The sequence below is a fragment of the Psychrobacter sp. VH5 genome, from assembly GCF_050572635.1.
Classification (GTDB): Bacteria; Pseudomonadota; Gammaproteobacteria; order Pseudomonadales; family Moraxellaceae; genus Psychrobacter; species Psychrobacter celer.
In genome coordinates this window covers 141,387-160,352 of the sequence record NZ_CP192145.1, presented here as the reverse complement: position 1 = coordinate 160,352, position 18,966 = coordinate 141,387, and the positions used below count along the sequence as shown (strand labels likewise).

Below are 18,966 nucleotides of genomic sequence, written 5' to 3'. Positions count from 1 at the left end.
ACGAAAGCATAGAGACTATTTAAAAACATAGATATGAGTCTGGGTTAGCAATAACATTTCACGTGTTATTGTTAACCTGAAGACTAGCCTTTTAACGACATTGTTTGTTATCCCAAGGGCTAGTCTTCAAAGTAAAGAGAACTGAATCAAGCGTAAACATAGGTGATATCGTTATAATTGCTGACAAAGACCCCTTGGGGTTGTATGGTCAAGTAATTAAGCGCACATGGTGGATGCCTTGGCAGTCAGAGGCGATGAAAGACGTGACAGCCTGCGATAAGCTTCGGGGAGGCGGCAATATCCTGTGATCCGGAGATTTCTGAATGGGGAAACCCACTTACCATAAGGTAAGTATCTTGTACTTGTACAAGAAGCGAACGAGGGGAAGTGAAACATCTCAGTACCCTTAGGAATAGACATCAATTGAGATTCCCCTAGTAGCGGCGAGCGAACGGGGAGAAGCCGATTAATGCTAATGTAGAAGAACAGCGTGGGAAAGCTGACCATAGTAGGTGATAGTCCTGTATTCGAAACATTAGCGTTAACATATTAAGTAGAGCGGGGCACGAGAAATCCTGTTTGAAGATGGGGGGACCATCCTCCAAGGCTAAATACTCCTGACTGACCGATAGTGAACCAGTACCGTGAGGGAAAGGCGAAAAGAACCCCTGTGAGGGGAGTGAAATAGAACCTGAAACCGTGTGCGTACAAGCAGTGGGAGCCCACTTGTTGGGTGACCGCGTACCTTTTGTATAATGGGTCAGCGACTTATATTCTGTAGCAAGGTTAACCGTTTAGGGGAGCCGTAGGGAAACCGAGTCTTAATAGGGCGTCTAGTTGCAGGGTATAGACCCGAAACCGAGTGATCTATCCATGAGCAGGTTGAAAGTGCCGTAACAGGCACCGGAGGACCAGAACCCACTGTCGTTGAAAAGCCAGGGGATGACTTGTGGATAGGGGTGAAAGGCTAATCAAACTCGGTGATAGCTGGTTCTCCCCGAAAGCTATTTAGGTAGCGCCTCGGACGAACACCATTGGGGGTAGAGCACTGTTTCGGCTAGGGGTCATACCGACTTACCAAACCGATGCAAACTCCGAATACCGATGAGTGATATCCGGGAGACACACGGTGGGTGCTAACGTCCATCGTGGAGAGGGAAACAACCCAGACCGCCAGCTAAGGCCCCAAATTCCTAGTTAAGTGGGAAACGAGGTGGGAAGGCATAGACAGCTAGGAGGTTGGCTTAGAAGCAGCCATCCTTTAAAGAAAGCGTAATAGCTCACTAGTCGAGTCGGCCCGCGCGGAAGATGTAACGGGGCTCAAACTAGGAGCCGAAGCTGCGGATTTGAATTTGTTTCAAGTGGTAGGGGAGCGTTGTGTAAGCCTGTGAAGGTGTGTTGTAAAGCATGCTGGAGGTATCACAAGAGCGAATGCTGACGTGAGTAACGATAATGCGAGTGAAAAGCTCGCACGCCGGAAGACCAAGGGTTCCAGTCCAACGTTAATCGGGGCTGGGTGAGTCGACCCTAAGGCGAGGCCGAAAGGCGTAGTCGATGGGAAATCGGTTAATATTCCGATACTTGTTTATGATGCGATGGAGGGACGGAGAAGGTTATGCCAGCTCAGCGATGGTTGTCTGAGTGGAAGGATGTAGGTTTATAGCTTAGGTAAATCCGGGCTATTTCATACCGAGATCTGATAGCAAGTCCTACTTGTAGGACGAAGTGGCAAATACCATGCTTCCAGGAAAAGCTTCTAAGCGATAGTCATAAACGAATCGTACCCTAAACCGACACAGGTGGTCAGGTAGAGAATACCAAGGCGCTTGAGAGAACTCTGCTGAAGGAACTAGGCAAAATGGTACCGTAACTTCGGGAGAAGGTACGCTGCTGATGGTGAAGGACTTGCTCCGTAAGCTATTGGCAGTCGCAGATACCAGGCTGCTGCAACTGTTTATTAAAAACACAGCACTCTGCAAACACGAAAGTGGACGTATAGGGTGTGATGTCTGCCCGGTGCTGGAAGGTTAATTGATGGGCTTAGCGTATGCGAAGGTCTTGATCGAAGCCCCAGTAAACGGCGGCCGTAACTATAACGGTCCTAAGGTAGCGAAATTCCTTGTCGGGTAAGTTCCGACCTGCACGAATGACATAATGATGGCAGCGCTGTCTCCAGCAGAGACTCAGTGAAATCGAAATCGCAGTGAAGATGCTGTGTACCCGCGGCTAGACGGAAAGACCCCGTGAACCTTTACTACAGCTTTACATTGAACTTTGACCTGACTTGTGCAGGATAGGTGGGAGGCTTTGAAACCGAGACGCCAGTCTTGGTGGAGCCATCCTTGAAATACCACCCTGGTCATGTTGGGGTTCTAACTCAGGTATCACAATACCGAGGACAATGTATGGTGGGTAGTTTGACTGGGGCGGTCTCCTCCTAAAGAGTAACGGAGGAGTACGAAGGTGCGCTCAGAACGGTCGGAAATCGTTCATAGAGTATAAAGGCAAAAGCGCGCTTAACTGCGAGACCCACAAGTCGAGCAGGTACGAAAGTAGGTCTTAGTGATCCGGTGGTTCTGTATGGAAGGGCCATCGCTCAACGGATAAAAGGTACTCTGGGGATAACAGGCTGATACCGCCCAAGAGTTCATATCGACGGCGGTGTTTGGCACCTCGATGTCGGCTCATCTCATCCTAGGGCTGAAGCAGGTCCTAAGGGTATGGCTGTTCGCCATTTAAAGAGGTACGCGAGCTGGGTTTAGAACGTCGTGAGACAGTTCGGTCCCTATCTACCGTGGGCGTTGGAAATTTGAGAGGATCTGCTCCTAGTACGAGAGGACCAGAGTGGACGAACCGCTGGTGTTCGGGTTGTCATGCCAATGGCATTGCCCGGTAGCTACGTTCGGATGGGATAACCGCTGAAAGCATCTAAGCGGGAAGCCCACCTCAAGATTAGATTTCCCTAAAGAGCCGTTCAAGACTAGGACGTTGATAGGCAGGGTGTGGAAGCGCAGTGATGCGTGTAGCTAACCTGTACTAATTGCTCGTTTGGCTTGACCATACAACACCCAAGTGGTTTGTATCAAGCAATTATTCGATATCACCGTTATCCTTGATTCAGTTAGGATAAGTGATACTTAAGTCATTAAGTAAAACAAACATAGACTCATATCTAACCCTCTTTGCTGACGACAATAGCACGATGGCACCACCTGATCCCTTCCCGAACTCAGAAGTGAAACATCGTTGCGCCAATGGTAGTGTGGCTCCGGCCATGTGAGAGTAGGTCATCGTCAGCTCTCTATTCCAAAAGCCCCCTTAACTTAATTGTTAAGGGGGCTTTTTTTTGTTAGATTTACTATCTATCCTTAAGATTTATATTTTTAGTTCATTAATGATATATTGGTAGAGTTTCTAAAATGTATTAGTTTTAAATTAAATAATAGCTACTCTTTAGGGGATAACAAATGGACAAATTAAAAAGGTATGAACTAATTAATCAACTGTTGATTCTAGAGAAATTATATCCAGATGAAGCTGACTATCATGCTAAAAATAGAAAAGCATTAGAGTATGGATTTGAACTACAGTACTCTTGGTTGACTGAGAATTTAAGCGAAGGTTTAACTACTGAAGAGTGCAAGGAAGTTTTAGATATTTTAGATATGTATCGATCTATTACTTTCTCATGGCTCAATAATAACTCAGGAGCGGAGATTCCTAATAGTATTAAGTTTAAAGGATTTGATGGCAATAACGAATCAGCATTAAGAAACTATGTTCAGTATTTTGTTTTAGACTTAGAAAGGTTTGAAGAACTAAAGTATGGTCAGTCATTCCCACAATTTAATAGTCATACTAGAATGCTTGAACAGTATCGTAGACAGTTAAAAGTATGGCGGAATTTTGATTTTGATCTTACAACAGAACAGATAGCCTTGATATTGGAAGCTTGAGATGAGCGAAATAGTCAATTGGATTGGTTCGATTTGCTCTATTTTAGGTGCAATCTATGCATTAAGACAGGCAAATGTCGCTAAGAAAGCTGCAAATTTGGCGCAATCAATAAAGCATCAGCTTATTAGTCATCGTAAAACTTCAGAGCTATCAGAGCTTCAAGCGTTACTAAACGCAGCGCAAAAAGCATTCAACAAGTATGGTTCATCTAATCCTAAAGGACTAGCTGGTATATCTCATAATTTAGACGCAGAGGTAGTATTAGATTTTATAAATAAACTAAAATCATTTAGAGATTATTTTTCAGATGATTCAACTAATGTCGCAGATGAGACTTACAATGAGATATATTTGGAGTTAATTGAGTTTAAGAAAGCATCTTCTGTAAAGAAAATATCAGAGCATGGTTCAAATATCTTAAATATTGTTGTCGGCTTTTCACCTAATTTGAAGCGAGAATTAACTGACCAAAAGGAAAGTATCGTTGAGTAAATAATAATAGAGTAGATAGGTCTAGATTTTTAGTTAGTCGCCTCTTTTTCGTAGCTATAACTTATAACTTCTGCGTAGATTGAGTTTAAACTAAAATAGGATTATGCAAATGATTAAAAAATTATCTGATAGATATAAACAATTATTTGAAGAAATTAAAGAGATTGAAGCAACACATGGAAAACAGAATAGTCAGCTTTTTGGAACTATTGATGTTCTAGATAACGATAAAGCTTTAACTTGGAAAGTAAAATCTAAAAACTTGCTAGTAGCTACGTGTGGCCTAGAGTCACAGCACTATCAAGAGTTTATAAAGGCAGAGAAAATTAACGGTTATCAAACGCAATGGGATGCATTCAAAAGAATGAAGTCTGTATTTATAGCCGCAATGGATGATTATAAAAATGGTTATTTGACATCGATAAAAAACTTGATACAAGCCGATGTTTTTGATAGCGAGCTTGAACAGGCTCAAGAGTTATTATCTAGTGGATATAAACTAGCAGCGGCGGTTATTGCTGGAGTAGTTTTAGAAACAACACTTCGTGATCTGTGTAATCAAAATAGCCTACCTATAGGTAAACTAGACAAAATGAATTCAGATCTTGCTAAAGCAGGTATTTACAATAAGCTTCAACAGAAAAGAATTACTGCTTTAGCAGATATAAGAAACAGTGCTGCACACGGAAAGCCTGAAGAGTTTTCTGATAATGATGTAACTATGATGATTAGAGATATTGAGCAGTTTCTAATTACACATCTGTCTTAATAAAAAAGCCCATATTAACAAATAATACGGGCTTTCACATCTAATAGAGTAGTTAACAAACTAGGCTAATCACTAAGCCCCTTCACCAAACTTACCACTTTGGAAATCAGTGACGGCTTGCATGATTTCTTGCTGACTGTTCATGACAAAAGGACCGTATTGAACAATGGGCTCATGGAGTGGGCGACCAGTGATTAAGATCACTTTAGTATCCTCACTACTATCAGCAGTAATGGTAACGCCATCCGTATTGTCATCATTTTTCAAGATAGCCATGGTCTTAGTTGGTACTTCTCTACCTTCAATGTCTACCGTACCGCGATATACAAAGGCAAAGGCATTGTGATCGGCTGGAATGGCTTGGCTAAAGCTCGTTCCTGCTGGTAGATGAATATCCAAATACGTCGGCTCAGTAATGTCGCGGGTGACTGCACCTTCTACGCCATGCGATCTACCTGCGATTACCGTAACGTCTACGCCATCTTCAGTTGTGTATTTAGGCAAGTCCTCACTTTGGAAATCTTTATACCAAGGGTCATTCATTTTATCTTTGGCAGGTAAATTAAGCCACAGCTGAAAGCCTTCCATCGCGCCGTCTTCTTGTTCCGGTAGCTCTGAGTGGATTACGCCGCTCGCCGCTGTCATCCATTGCACGCCGCCGTTCTGTAATAGCCCTTCGTTACCCGCGCTATCACGATGGCGCATACGGCCGGTGATCATATAAGTAATGGTTTCAAAGCCGCGATGCGGGTGATTGGGGAACCCAGCGACATAATCATCTGGATTGTCACTTTTAAAGTTATCTAGCATCAAGTACGGATCGAGGCGCTGTTGCAGCTGCTGCGTCAGTACGCGAGTTAATTTAACGCCAGCACCGTCTTGGGTATCGACCCCAGCAAAAAGCTGCTCGATTTGACGTGATTGGGTAACGGTGTCTTTTACGCTATTTGTTGGGCTGTTATCCATTGTGCTCTCCTACATTTTTAACGGCTACTCGTATATATTTGAGGATATAGATATATATTTCAATAGCTACTATGTAGTTTTTCTATAATTATCAAAACCATTGTAAAATATTACTTAATTGTTTTGAGCTAATTAAAACAATTCTCCTGTCTCAGCCGCTTCATTAAAATCAAAGCCTAGCTGCTCGTTCTTGCGCTGGCGCATCTGCTCGATACGCTGTCTGCGCCCATTGACCAGTCGTAGTACTTCACGGCGCTGTTCTGTCGTCATATCATGCCATAGCTGACGCTCTGTACGACTACGCAGACAGCCAAAGCAATAGCCTTTTTTATTGCTTTGACAGACACCAATACAGGGATTGGCAATCTCGAACAGTTCAAACTGCTGACTCATGGCAGCTCCATTGCTATTGTCGTTAGTCCTTTTACTTATATCGTCGTATAGTCAGATACTGTTATTATGGCGCAAATACTGAATAATAGTGTGCCGTTTTAGTGTTATTGTTTTGCTTGCGGCAGTGCTATGCTGGATTTTTATTATCGAGATAAAACCATCTTAACAAAACCAATAAGTGAGATGATACGTGAATATTATTTATATCCATGGCTTAGACAGTGATGCCAATTCTATAAAAGGCTCGCTATTAGAGGAGTATTGCCGCCAGTATGATCCCGATATCAAGGTGTTACGCCCCGATCTAAATAAGACGCCAGATCAAGCGTTTGACCAGATGCTGTCGTTAATCGATAGTGTGGCGAGCAAAAACTCTCATGATCAAAATACGGTCTTGGTCGGTAGCTCATTAGGCGGGTATTTTGCTACGTTGCTCAGTAATCATACCGGCTGTCCGGCGCTTTTATTAAACCCTAGTATACAGCCGCATCAGACACTGCAGCGATTTAAGCATAGCACTGAGACTGAGGATGACGGTGCGAAGGACGAGAGTGCGAACGACGAGGCGTCTGAGGTGCTATACAGCACTTTGGGTGGTTGGCGCATCACAAATGCTGATTTAAGGTGGTTTGCGTGCCATCAGCTATCGAGCCTTAACTATCCTAAAAAAGTAGTCGCGCTAATCAAAGAGGGTGATGAATTACTTAATAGCAGTCTTTCTGCCAACTTCTATAGGAAGCAAGGAGCGACGGTCAATATGCAAAAAGGCGGCGATCATCGCTTTAGTGATTTTAAAACACAATTGCCCACAGTAATCGAGGTCATACAGCAACTGGTCAAAGGTCGCTTGGTTTAAAGAGACGACATTATCTGACGTGAGCGACTGAGTATTGACCTTAATGCCGTTATTTTTCGTTATAATGGCTGTATAGAATTCATCGTATATAAACAGTTAAGGATGCATTTGTGAGTCAATATAATGCGCAATCGTTAGAAGTTTTAGAAGGGCTGGAGCCGGTACGCCGTCGTCCCGGGATGTACACCGATACCACCCGTCCCAACCATTTGGCCCAAGAAGTCATCGATAACTCCGTCGATGAAGCGCTGGCAGGGTATGCCAAGACCATCAAGGTACAGCTGCATAGCGACGGCTCGCTATCGGTCGAAGATGATGGCCGCGGTATGCCAACCGATATCCATCCTGAGTTTGGTCAGTCAGGTATTGAGCTGATTTTGACGCGTCTACATGCAGGCGGTAAATTTTCGACCTCCAATTATGAGGTGTCGGGCGGGTTGCACGGTGTCGGTATCTCTGTGGTCAATGCACTATCAACACGCGTTGAGGTGACGGTATGGCGCGATAGTACGCAGTTTGCGATGGCGTTTGAAAATGGCGCAGCGGTGACGCCGTTGACTAAGTCTGTCAGCTCCAATAAACGCAAACGCGGTACTCGGGTGCAGTTTTGGGCCGATGGCAGTTTTTTTGATACGCCGAAATTCAATGTCAAACAGCTCAAACATAACCTAAAAGCCAAGGCGGTATTGGCCGCTGGTCTGACCATTGAATTTGTCGATGATATCAATGACGAAAAAGTCGTTTGGCAGTTTACTGACGGGGTGGTTGAGTACCTCGGTGAGCAGCTAGATGGACTTGAGACCCTGCCACCTGAGCCATTTTATTATAATCATGAGGCAAAAGACGGCGAGCGCGCGGGTATTACCTTTGCTTTATCGTGGCTGCCTGAGGGTGGTACGCCGATTCAAGAAAGCTATGTCAATTTGATTCCAACCGCGCAAGGCGGCACGCATGTCAATGGCCTACGTACTGGTATCTTAGAGGCGCTGCGCGAGTTTTGCGATATCCACAATCTATTGCCTCGCAATGTGAAGCTGACGGCAGAAGATGTGTGGGATGGGGTCAACTATATCCTATCGCTCAAGTTTTCTGAGCCGCAGTTTTCTGGTCAAACCAAAGAGCGTCTCTCAAGCCGTGAAGCTGCCGGTGCGGTGCAGACCCTCGCAAAAGATGCCTTTAGCCTATGGCTCAATCAGCATGCCGATATAGGCACTCAAATCGCCGAGCTGGCTATTAATAAAGCTGGTCGACGGCTCAAGTCTGCCAAAAAGGTCGCCCGTAAAAAAATCTCCCAAGGGCCTGCGCTACCAGGTAAGCTTGCCGATTGTCGCGGCGATCTGCGTGATGGGGCAGAGCTGTTTTTGGTTGAAGGCGACTCTGCGGGCGGCAGTGCCAAGCAAGCACGCGATCGACATTATCAAGCGATATTGCCGCTGCGTGGTAAGATTTTGAACACGTGGGAGGTGTCATCCGATACCGTGTTATCCAGTCAAGAGATTCATGATATCGCCATCGCTATCGGTGTTGACCCTGCCTCAGATGATCTCTCTGAGCTGCGTTATGACAAGATATGTATCCTCGCCGATGCCGACTCTGATGGCCTACATATTGCCACGCTTATCTGTGCGCTGTTTGTCAAACACTTCCCAGCACTGGTGGATGCCGGGCATTTATTTGTCGCGATGCCGCCGCTGTATCGAGTTGACATTGGTAAAGAGGTACATTATGCGCTAGATGAAGGCGAGCTTGAGCATATTTTAGCGGGCGTACCGGGGAATAAAAAAGCGCAAATTACTCGCTTTAAGGGACTCGGTGAGATGAGCGCTGAGCAGTTACGTGAGACCACCATGAACCGCGATACGCGGCGTCTGGTGCAGCTGGATATGGATGACATGATACTGACCAATGGCGTGATGGATATGCTACTGGCCAAAAAACGCGCCGCCGATCGCAAGTCGTGGTTAGAGAATAAAGGTAATTTAGCAGACATACCGTAATGTATGTCATCGCTCGCTCGCCCATGCGCCAGTGTCTGCCGAGCGCCTATGCAATAAAAGTATAAAAGATAATCTCGCCCGATAAGCTTAATGTTATGATATGGCTATCTTTAATTATATGGTGCCGTCATGACATCAACGTTATTTAATCGTGCTAAATCGGGCCGCTCTGAGTCTGCACGAGTCAAAGCATTACCAAAACTTAGCAAAAAACATCTGGGTGATTTGGTACCAAGACGGGGCAATAAGTTTGCGCCTGTCCTTGCTTCTGCCTTACTCAAAGCAGCTGGCTGGCGTACAGTCGGCGAGGTGCCCAATATCCCACAAGCGGTGGTATTGGCACTGCCTCATACTTCAAATGTCGATGGTATTTATGCCATTCCAAGCCTATTTGCGCTGGATCTTAAGATCAGTATTTTGGGCAAACATACTTTGTTTAAAGCACCTGTCTTTGCCCGGTTGTTAAATTGGATAGGCGTGATTCCGATTGATCGGGGCAACAAAGGCTCGGTACTACAAGCGAGTATCGATAAGTTTAAAACCGGTCAGCCGCTGTTTTTGGGTTTGGCACCAGAGGGCACGCGCCAGTACACCAAAGGCTGGAAGTCGGGATTTTATTACTTGGCAATGGGTGCGGGCGTGCCTATATTGCCAGTGGCGATGGATTATAAAACCAAAGAGATACGTTTTATGTCGCCCATTTATCCGAGTGGCGATATCGACGCTGATTTGCCAAAAATTTATGCGCAGTATAAAGGGGTGGTGCCCAGACATCCTGAGCGCTTGTCGCAGCCTCTGCAAGACATCAATCGCGCGACAGATTAAGCGCTATGGGTTCTGATACGCCGCACAGGCTTTGAGGTTTTATATATAACCAGCCCCTGATATCTGATGATATCAAGGGCTGTTTTTTATGAGAAAGACAAGAAGCGCTGGCTAGTAGCGAGCGAGGTATCGGTAATTATGAGGTTTGATGGTGTTTGATTGATGGCTGGATCAAAACTGTGGCTGGCCGTTTGAGGCACTGACGCCGCCATCGACGGGTAAGTTGACCCCCGTGATCATCGCCGCGTCGTGACTGGCCAAAAAAGTAATGGCGGCGGCAATATCGTTTGGTGTCGCTAAGCGGCCGAGTGGACAGCGTGCCAAAAATTTATCGGTTTTATTGTCGTTGTTTTGAATGGCGCTGCTCATGTCAGTTTTGGTAACGCTGGGATTGACCGCATTGACCCGCACGCCATCTGGCCCATGGTCTAAGGCTAGCGTGCGGGTGAGGTTGGTCACTCCGGCTTTGGCAGCGTTATAAGCGGCCATGTTCCAGTCGCCGCCGACCCCTGAGAGCGAGGAGACATTGACGATGTTGCCCTTGGTCGCAATCAGATGCGGCATGGCGGCTTGCGAGACATAAAACGTACCATTTAGATTGACATCGATGGCAGCTCGCCAGTCTTCGGCTGACAAGTCAGTGATTTTCCCTTGCATGGCTTTGCCAGCGTTATTGACCAAGATATCAATCTGTTCAAACTTATCGACGGCGCGTTTGATCATCTCTTGTACTTGGCTTTGTATGCTGATATCACAAGTGATGGTCAGATAGTTATCGGTATGAATCCACGTACGGTCTTGTGGAAATTCTTTTGCAGTCTCTTCTAAGGTTTCAGCGGTACGACCGACCAAGACGACATTGGCACCTTCTTGGGCAAAACGAATAGCAGTCGCCCGGCCAATACCTGAGCCTGCGCCTGTGACGATGACGGTTTTTTCTTTAAAGCGTTTCATGGTATTCAATCCTTGTTATTATATGACAATCGTGGGCGATGTGAGCCGAGTATCCTTGAGGTGTCAGATGTGACAGATGCTGAGAGGGTAAGTAAAAGACCATCAGCTGTATCGAGTCGCGTCTGGCTCATCTCGTCAAATCCCTAAACTATAGAAAGATGCGCATAAGCGCTGCTGTGCTGATATCATCATAACAACTCATTGCGGTGAAAGCGACTGTGTCTCATGACGTTTATGTCGTTTAATTTTTCATAATATTTAGGGCGTGTTGAGCACGCCATAATCATAAAAGGTTGAAACGGTGGCTGATTTGACTGACCTAACTGAGGATTTGGCTTGCTACCTGCAGGGCGCAGCGGCAGGCGTAAGCGTTGGCGATATGCAAGCAGTGACGTGTCAATATAACGCCTACTATGACGCGCGGCAATCCTGCTATCAGCTGCCGCTTGGGCGGTTGCAACGGCTGGATCTGACACTGTATCTACCAAGGCATAGTAGCGCGAAGACTATTAAGTCGGCGCGAACGGCGACGCTAAAGGCGGTGCTGGCATGGTATAAGACTTCTTGCGTCGCGGATAGCAATGACAATCAATATAAGCATGATCGAAACGATAACGGTCAAAGCGATACTCAAAATCATGACAAGAAAAGCCGCCGCGATGTATTGATCTTTGATATCGTCTTTTTTGATGAGACAGAGATGAGCGCTGATATACCGACACTCTCACCGAAACAGCGCTTAGCAAATCGCCTGACGCATCATTTTGATACTGCTTATTTTATGGAAGATTTGGTCATCGATATGAGTGGTGAGCCGCGACCGCTACAAATCTTCAGTTACGCTGACTGGCAGAAGCTGTCGTCAACGCTACAGACGCCTTGTGAGCTATGGCGGTTTTTTCACTATCATTTACAGCAGCTCCAGCAGTCACTTAGCGATCAGCGCGCACATTTTGAGAGGGTGGCAGATTTGGTCACTCAGTTTTTGTACAATCCGTCTGTATTTACTCATGCCATCACCATTGATAATGCCCTTATAAAAGCGGGCGTGCAAGATGCGCCCAATGCGGCGTTGATCGCCATGACACTGGCGCACAAAAATCAAAGTGCGACAGCGCAGATGTATCAGCAGCACATGGCACAAGCTGCCACACTATGGTCACAGCTAAGCGGCCAGATGATAGCGATGTGCCGTGATGAGCGACTGAAAAATAGTGCCCAAATGTCCTCAGAGGTTGATTTTTTATATTGGCAGCAGCAGCTACTCGACGAGTCATTGTTTTCTCGTCATGAGCTGGTACGCACTTTATACCGACATCCAAAACAACCAGACAACCTAAAAAGCGCCGGTTACGTGGTACATCAGCACTCGTATGAGAGTCTGGGTCGGCATTATGTGCTGATATTTTATGGCCAAAATCAGGAAGGGCAGCATAGCAAACAAGCCATTCAGCCAAACTTGGCAAAAATTGCTCAAGATGTGGCCACGCGCTTACCGATAGCAGCGCTGCATCATGTCATTATCTTGGGGGTGGAATTTATCAATGAAGGCCAAGAAACCTTTATCGATATCGATTTGTGGATCCAACCCGTTGCGACCATGACCCAGCGTGAGCGCCAACTCACCAAGCAGATACAACAGCTGCAACAGCAAAAAATGCTAGTGGCATGCACTTCTGCGGATAACGACCGTCCAGCAGAAGCCCTGCCGCAAGTTCGCTTGAATCTCACCATTCCTGCTTGTAAAAGTAATAAATAGCACTATTGATAGCGACTGATAGGTATAAAACACACATTTATGCCCACAAAAAAAGACAGCCTAAGCTGTCTTTTTTGGTTTGAGCGAGCATAAAACTGATGAATTTATCTCAAGAACACATATTTCGAGAGCAAATTATTTATTATTGATATCGTCGTTTAGACCGCTACCTGGTAGCAAGTTGTTATTGTCGATATCTGCATCAGTGATACTACCATCGGTAACATCGTTATCGATATCAGCGGTGTCGATAGCATCGGTATCGACGCGAGTGGTATCGACGACATCAGTGTGAGTATCAGTGCTCTTTGTTGCCGCTGATGGGGTGTTTTCGCGGACAGAGTCAGCAAACTTTTCACGAGTTGATGCGTTCGGCTGTAGCGTAGACTTGGCTTTGGCTTCCTCTTGCTCCTTGTCCATTTTGTCCTGCATCTTACGTAAGAAGCGAGCAGCTGCTTCTTGACCACCAAGACCGAACGAGAGAGCAAAGGCCACGGCAACTGCGCCTAGTGTCAGACCAAAGGCTAGGTTGACGATAGAGTCAGCAATGCCCATCGCTTTTAGACCCATAGCAAGTACGAGACCCATGATTAAGACGCGCACGATGTTTGCTAAGAACTGTGAGCCTTGCTCAGAGCGCTCCACCACACCAGCGATGATGTTGGCAAGCCAAAAGCCGATGAACAGAATAATCGCGCCCAAGATAATATTGGCACCAAAGGCGATAAACATCGCGATGATGGCTGAGATTGGCTCAAAGCCTAATAAATCCGCAGCAGCGATAGCGGCAAATAACATGGCAAAAAAGACAATGGCATAGCCGACAAGATCAGAGACTTTCTTATCACCCATGGTTTCTTGTAGGCCAACCTTGGCAGGTATCTGATTGATCTCTGTGTTTTCAATCAAACCTTTGATGATATTGGCAACCATACGCACCACATAAAACGTCACCACTAAGATAGCTGCTGCCATAAAGATGTTTGGCAACGCTTCCATGATTTTGTTTAGCATATTGGTCGCTGGGCGCGCAATTACTTCGATTTTTAAAGCGTTTAAGGCCGCGATAATCGTCGGGATAATCACCACTAAAAACGCCAAAGACCCTGCAATATTCGGCAGGCTGTTTTTTTCGCTCAAGCCAGCTTTTGAGGCCAGCTCTTGTATATTAAAGGTAGACACAAGATTGGTGACGATACCGCGCACCACTTTTGCAATGATGTAGCCGACGACAAACACCACGCCAGCAATGATAATGTTAGGGATAAAGCTAAAGATTTTATCAACCATGTTGGTCAATGGCGCAAACAAACCATCAAGCTCTAATTGACCGAGTACCATGGTCAATACCACCAATAAGATGAACCAGTAAACCATATCGGCTATCGTGCTGCTCATGGGTTTTACGCCTGCTTGTGCGCTTAGGCGCTCATCCATCGAGGTTTTAGCAAGGGCGGCATTGATAGCGGTACGTGCCACAGTGGCGATGACCCAACCGATCACCCCAACAGCGATAGCGCCGATCAGATTAGGGATAAAGGCCAGCACTTGATTGACCATATTGGCAAACGGCGTCGAAATGGAGTTCAGATTCAATTGGTTCAACGCTCCAGAAATGGCGATGATAAAGATAAACCAAAATACGATTTTAGAGATGATGCCTTCTAAATCGTAGGTTTTGCCGGTTGAAGAATTCATGCGTTGGTTGAGATTCACCTTAGACAATACATTGCGAACCAAAGCCGCGATACCCAGTGCGACAAGCCAACCAATAATAAATATCAAAATAGCCCCAATGATGGAACCAATAGGCCCACCCAGATAACCGTTAAAAGACGCATACATTGGATTCATCTTATCCTCCTTTAATCATCATATAAAAGCCGCCAAACGATAGGCTAGGTACTGCTATCAGCGAGCGAAACCAACATAGATGGTTATGATAAATAGTTTTTTTAAATCAGTTATGCGGCGATATTATAATTTTTAAGTGTAAAAATTCATCGAAAAAACATCGGCTTATCTTGTACCAACTGATGTACTACCAATGTCGTATCATCCATGATAAAGAGTTACACTCGGTTACTTATCACCTCAACTCATTCAGCTTAGCTGATGTATTAGGGGATTTAAAGATAGAAAGCTTAACGTGTTACTGTATTTGTGTGATAACTTGTTATCGTGACAGGGAAATATTAACACAGACTGTACATTCGCCCGATAATTTTTTGCCAAACATGGCTCCTAAAACCAAGATTTGCTATCATAGGAACATGTGACATCTTGCCACTATTCTTACAATTTGAGAGTACTTTATGAAAAAAATCACTACCTTAAGCGTTGGTGCACTTGCTAGCGCTATGTTGTTAGTTACAGGCTGTAGCACCAATAACGGCAATCAAGAAACCGCAGCGCAAAGCATTTCGATCACTGAGCAAAGCTCGGCGAACGAAAAAGTAGGCTATAGCTTGGGTTATATGATGGCCGAAGGTAATAAAGAAGCGGTCGGTGATCTAAATCTTGATACTTTTGAGCAAGGCTTTCGCGATGGCTATGAAGGCAACGACTCAGCACTGACCCAAGAGCAGATGCAACAAGTCTTGATGGATTATCAAAAGGAGCAAGAAGAAAAGTTTGTTAAAGACATGGAAGCCAAAGCTACAGAAAACAAAGCGGCAGGCGAAGCCTTTTTAGCAGAAAACGCTAAGAAAGAAGGTGTAAAAGAAACCTCTTCTGGTCTGCAGTACAAGGTCATCAAAGCAGGTACAGGCAAATCACCAAAAGCCACCGATGTGGTCGAAGTCAATTACGAAGGTAAGCTGATCGACGGTACAGTATTTGATAGCTCATACGAGCGCGGCGAGCCAATTGAGTTCCCGCTCAATCAAGTCATCGCGGGCTGGACAGAAGGTCTGCAGCTGATGAAAGAGGGCGGCAAATACGAGTTTTATATCCCATCAGACATCGCGTATGGTGAAGCGGGTAACGCGGGTATCGAGCCAAACAGCACGCTTATCTTTACGGTTGAGCTATTAAACGTAAAATAACGCATTAGGGGCATTCATTGCTTTTAGTGTTATGTTTGACATCGATAGGCTGATACCTGTGCGAGATTGTCTCTAGCAGGTGTCATTTATAAGGCATTACTTATAAAGTGCCATTTGTAAAGCGACATTGATAAAGTATAGTCAGCTCGCTATAAAAAATTGTCCTATCGCTTTTTAGTATTGATAAAAAAGCCCTCGTTTATAAATGAGGGCTTTTTTGGTTTGGCGCGGCAGTTAACTAAAGCCTGCCTAGATTAATTATAAGGTTTTTTGAAAGACCTTAGAGTTACGACCGTTGTTGTACTTTTCGCGGCGCGCAGCGGGCAGAGCGCTGGCATCGACTTCGGTAAAACCGTGCTCGACAAACCAATGGGCGGTGCGAGTCGTCAAGACAAAGAGCTTGTGTAGGCCATGGCTACGTGCTTGCTGCTCGATAAACGCCAGCAAATCATTGCCGCGGCTACCGTTACGGTATTCGGCATGGACGGCGACGCAAGCGACCTCTGCTGAGTCGTCATCGAGTGGGTATAAAGCGGCGCAGCCTAAAATCATGCCATCACGCTCGATGACGCTGTAGTTGTCGATTTCTTGCTCGAGGCGCTCGCGCGAGCGAGCCACCAAGATGCCTTGCTCTTCAAGTGGCGTCAAAAGCTCGAGCAGGCCGACCACGTCATCGATGTTGGCGTGGCGGATTTCTTCATAAGGGTCGTGGCTGATTAGGGTGCCAGAGCCATCACGGGTGAACAGCTCTTCGAGGAGTGCGCCGTTTTTGGCGTATGAGATGATGTGCGTGCGATGGACACCTTGACGGCAAGCCACACTGGCGCAGTGTAAGAAATAATTGATCTCACAGTTTAGGTCACGGTCGCGTAAGAAGCGATCGACTTCGTTTGGAATCATCTCTCGTAGCAAGCGATCATTGTCATTGATGCCGGCTTCTTCTCCTAAGAAAATAAGCTTATCGGCACCCAAGCTCACTGCGGTGCTAAGCGCCACATCTTCAGCGAGCAAATTAAACACTTCGCCTGTCGCTGAGTAGCCCATCGAGCCCAATATCACGATATGGTCGTGGAGCAGATTGTTTTTGATGGCTTCGACGTCGATCGAGCGTACTTCGCCTGTCATTTGGTAGTCGACGCCATCACGGACGCCATAAGGTCGCGCTGTGACGAAGTTGCCAGAGACCGCATCGATACGAGAGCCGTACATGGGCGAGTTGGCCAAGCCCATCGATAGCTGCGCTTCGATCTGTAGACGGATGGCACCGACCGCCTGTAAGATGGCAGGCATCGCTTCTCGCGGCGTGACACGAATATCTTGATGCAGGGGCGAGGTGATGGCAGCGTCTTTTAAGTTTTTTTCGATTTGTGGCCTAGATCCATGCACCAGCACCAGCTTGATACCTAAGCTATGGAGTAAGGCAAAGTCATGGATTAGAGTGCTAAAATTTGGATGGTTGACCGCTTCACCACCAAACATAATCACGAACGTTTTGCCGCGATGCGTATTGATGTAAGGGGCTGAGTTGCGAAACCAATGAACGTATTCAGGATTGATCTGTGGCATGGCGCTAGTAGTCATAATAGGGGCAGTAGTGGTTAGAATAAAAAAGGCGCGGCAAACAAGCCGATCGCTAAAGAATTACCATAGCAAAAAACGCCGTTATGAGCCATCTTTTATTTCAGTGGTGTTTATCATTTTCAGAGCTGATGCACTATATACACAACCGCAACACGGGGCTTATGTACACCCATAGGGTTTTTGCTATGCTAAACGCTATTGCTTTACAGACCGCGAACGAAGATAATCAAGAAAAATAAATGCCGCCTTTGGCATGCAACTATAGTAGATTTAATTTAAAAAGGTTATAGCGCTACTGGTATAAATTTTCCTTGCGTGCTGTATACACAGAGGCTGCGAAAAATTCATCCCAGTAGCGCTTTGGAACTTATGACAGTTTTGTTTTGAACTGACTATATACTGCCCAATGCCGGAGAGCCACGCGCGCCTCAATAGATGAGCGAGCGTCATACCGATAGTGAAGCGGTAGCGCGGCGTTTTATCGATATATCAACGAGGGATAATAAACACTATGAAAAAAACCAACCACTTTGCCAGTCCATTTAGCGCATGGAGCGGACATCGCTTATTTCACGTTGTTGCTGGTACGCTTATCGGCGCAATGGTCGTCACGCAAGCCTCTGCCATGTTGCCAACGCCAGAGCAGACGGTAGACGCTTCAGCTGCGGTACAAACGAGTACTAGCAACGCCGGTAATTCAAGCGCTCAAGCAGTCACTAGTAAAATCACCGCCTCTTTGGTCAGTGTCGATGCCAATGGCGAAGAAGTGCTGGTACCAGTCAATGCCAACACCCGCCTGCAGTCAGGCAACGTGCTGGAGTATCAAGGGTACTTTACCAATACCAACGCTGACCGCGTGCGTAAGATGACCGTGACCATGACCATACCTGAGCAGGTCGAGCTGTTGCGTACAGTAGCACCTGATTTTCCATACGGCAGCGTCGATGGTAACACCTTTGCTCGCATGCCGCTGCGTACTCGCGTAGACAATCAGCTGGTCGATGTCGATCTCAAGCATTACAAAGCCGTACGCTGGGATTTGCAGGGCGTCGGTCTCAATGACACCGTGGCAGTAAAATACCGCGCACGCGTCAAGTAGCCTCGTAGCCGGCGATGATGATATGACTGCTCGTTAAGTCATGGCATCACATTACTTATACAGTCATTTTTATAGTGTATTAACTATAGATAAATGAATAAAAAGCACTGCAATGTATCAATTGTGGTGCTTTTATCGTATTAGGCATCTTTGCAGCACGTGCGCACGACACGCTCTAGTCCGTTCAAAATAAAGTGGTTATCTGTTTAAGCACGCGACTGAATCGAAGGCACGCAGTACGCAAGTAAAGTTTATACCAGTAGCGCTATGT

The 18,966-nt window shown here is 45.9% G+C and carries 14 protein-coding genes and 2 rRNA genes; 11 read left to right on the top strand and 5 right to left on the bottom strand.

Annotated features, from left to right (window positions below):
* Nucleotides 1–206 precede the first annotated feature (206 nt).
* From ACNFVB_RS00690 to ACNFVB_RS00670, 5 genes are all read left to right on the top strand, one after another.
* Nucleotides 207–3,061, top strand: a 23S ribosomal RNA gene (locus ACNFVB_RS00690).
* A 123-nt stretch (nucleotides 3,062–3,184) separates the two neighbouring features.
* Nucleotides 3,185–3,299 (top strand): 5S ribosomal RNA (gene rrf / locus ACNFVB_RS00685).
* A 168-nt stretch (nucleotides 3,300–3,467) separates the two neighbouring features.
* Nucleotides 3,468–3,956, top strand: coding sequence for a YfbU family protein (locus tag ACNFVB_RS00680; RefSeq protein ID WP_430737754.1), 489 nt, complete (start codon nucleotides 3,468–3,470; stop codon nucleotides 3,954–3,956).
* A gap of 1 nt (nucleotide 3,957) precedes the next feature.
* Nucleotides 3,958–4,449 (top strand): hypothetical protein, encoded by a 492-nt coding sequence (locus ACNFVB_RS00675; RefSeq protein ID WP_430737753.1) that lies wholly within the window; start codon nucleotides 3,958–3,960, stop codon nucleotides 4,447–4,449.
* 109 nt (nucleotides 4,450–4,558) lie between these two features.
* Nucleotides 4,559–5,218 (top strand): DUF4145 domain-containing protein, encoded by a 660-nt coding sequence (locus ACNFVB_RS00670; protein ID WP_430737752.1) that lies wholly within the window; start codon nucleotides 4,559–4,561, stop codon nucleotides 5,216–5,218.
* Between the two features lie 72 nt (nucleotides 5,219–5,290).
* Here the strand turns inward: ACNFVB_RS00670 and ACNFVB_RS00665 are convergent, their stop codons facing one another.
* Nucleotides 5,291–6,184, bottom strand: a complete 894-nt coding sequence (locus ACNFVB_RS00665) for a pirin family protein (RefSeq protein WP_430737751.1) — start codon at nucleotides 6,182–6,184, stop codon at nucleotides 5,291–5,293.
* 132 nt (nucleotides 6,185–6,316) lie between these two features.
* A complete protein-coding gene (locus ACNFVB_RS00660; RefSeq protein WP_105244387.1) occupies nucleotides 6,317–6,577 on the bottom strand; it encodes a DUF1289 domain-containing protein in 261 nt (86 codons plus the stop codon).
* A gap of 190 nt (nucleotides 6,578–6,767) precedes the next feature.
* Here ACNFVB_RS00660 and ACNFVB_RS00655 point away from each other — a divergent pair, with 190 nt between their 5' ends.
* The 3 genes from ACNFVB_RS00655 to ACNFVB_RS00645 all read left to right on the top strand — a co-directional run bounded on the left by ACNFVB_RS00655 (nucleotide 6,768) and on the right by ACNFVB_RS00645 (nucleotide 10,255).
* Nucleotides 6,768–7,433 (top strand): YqiA/YcfP family alpha/beta fold hydrolase, encoded by a 666-nt coding sequence (locus ACNFVB_RS00655; RefSeq protein ID WP_430737750.1) that lies wholly within the window; start codon nucleotides 6,768–6,770, stop codon nucleotides 7,431–7,433.
* A gap of 110 nt (nucleotides 7,434–7,543) precedes the next feature.
* Nucleotides 7,544–9,430: a DNA topoisomerase IV subunit B gene (gene parE / locus ACNFVB_RS00650; protein WP_430737749.1), complete on the top strand. Its 1,887-nt coding sequence runs from the start codon at nucleotides 7,544–7,546 to the stop codon at nucleotides 9,428–9,430.
* Nucleotides 9,431–9,559: 129 nt separating this feature from the next.
* A complete protein-coding gene (locus ACNFVB_RS00645; RefSeq protein WP_430737748.1) occupies nucleotides 9,560–10,255 on the top strand; it encodes a lysophospholipid acyltransferase family protein in 696 nt (231 codons plus the stop codon).
* Between the two features lie 171 nt (nucleotides 10,256–10,426).
* Here ACNFVB_RS00645 and ACNFVB_RS00640 read toward each other — a convergent pair whose 3' ends face one another.
* Nucleotides 10,427–11,209: an SDR family NAD(P)-dependent oxidoreductase gene (locus ACNFVB_RS00640; RefSeq protein WP_075102459.1), complete on the bottom strand. Its 783-nt coding sequence runs from the start codon at nucleotides 11,207–11,209 to the stop codon at nucleotides 10,427–10,429.
* A gap of 301 nt (nucleotides 11,210–11,510) precedes the next feature.
* Between ACNFVB_RS00640 and ACNFVB_RS00635 the strand changes: the two genes are divergently transcribed.
* Complete coding sequence (locus ACNFVB_RS00635) at nucleotides 11,511–12,968, top strand: hypothetical protein (RefSeq protein ID WP_430737747.1); 1,458 nt, start codon at nucleotides 11,511–11,513, stop codon at nucleotides 12,966–12,968.
* A 135-nt stretch (nucleotides 12,969–13,103) separates the two neighbouring features.
* Here ACNFVB_RS00635 and ACNFVB_RS00630 read toward each other — a convergent pair whose 3' ends face one another.
* The gene (locus tag ACNFVB_RS00630) at nucleotides 13,104–14,822 is read right to left on the bottom strand and encodes a mechanosensitive ion channel (RefSeq protein WP_430737746.1); all 1,719 of its coding nucleotides are present in this window, start codon (nucleotides 14,820–14,822) and stop codon (nucleotides 13,104–13,106) included.
* A gap of 461 nt (nucleotides 14,823–15,283) precedes the next feature.
* On the opposite strand from ACNFVB_RS00630, the gene ACNFVB_RS00625 reads away from it, so the two are divergent.
* On the top strand, nucleotides 15,284–16,015 hold the full coding sequence (locus ACNFVB_RS00625; protein ID WP_201586917.1) for an FKBP-type peptidyl-prolyl cis-trans isomerase: 732 nt from the start codon (nucleotides 15,284–15,286) through the stop codon (nucleotides 16,013–16,015).
* 258 nt (nucleotides 16,016–16,273) lie between these two features.
* On the opposite strand, the gene argA is transcribed toward ACNFVB_RS00625, so the two are convergent.
* The gene (argA, locus tag ACNFVB_RS00620) at nucleotides 16,274–17,596 is read right to left on the bottom strand and encodes an amino-acid N-acetyltransferase (RefSeq protein WP_430737745.1); all 1,323 of its coding nucleotides are present in this window, start codon (nucleotides 17,594–17,596) and stop codon (nucleotides 16,274–16,276) included.
* Between the two features lie 511 nt (nucleotides 17,597–18,107).
* Here argA and ACNFVB_RS00615 point away from each other — a divergent pair.
* Nucleotides 18,108–18,695, top strand: a complete 588-nt coding sequence (locus ACNFVB_RS00615) for a hypothetical protein (protein ID WP_075102501.1) — start codon at nucleotides 18,108–18,110, stop codon at nucleotides 18,693–18,695.
* Nucleotides 18,696–18,966 lie beyond the last annotated feature (271 nt).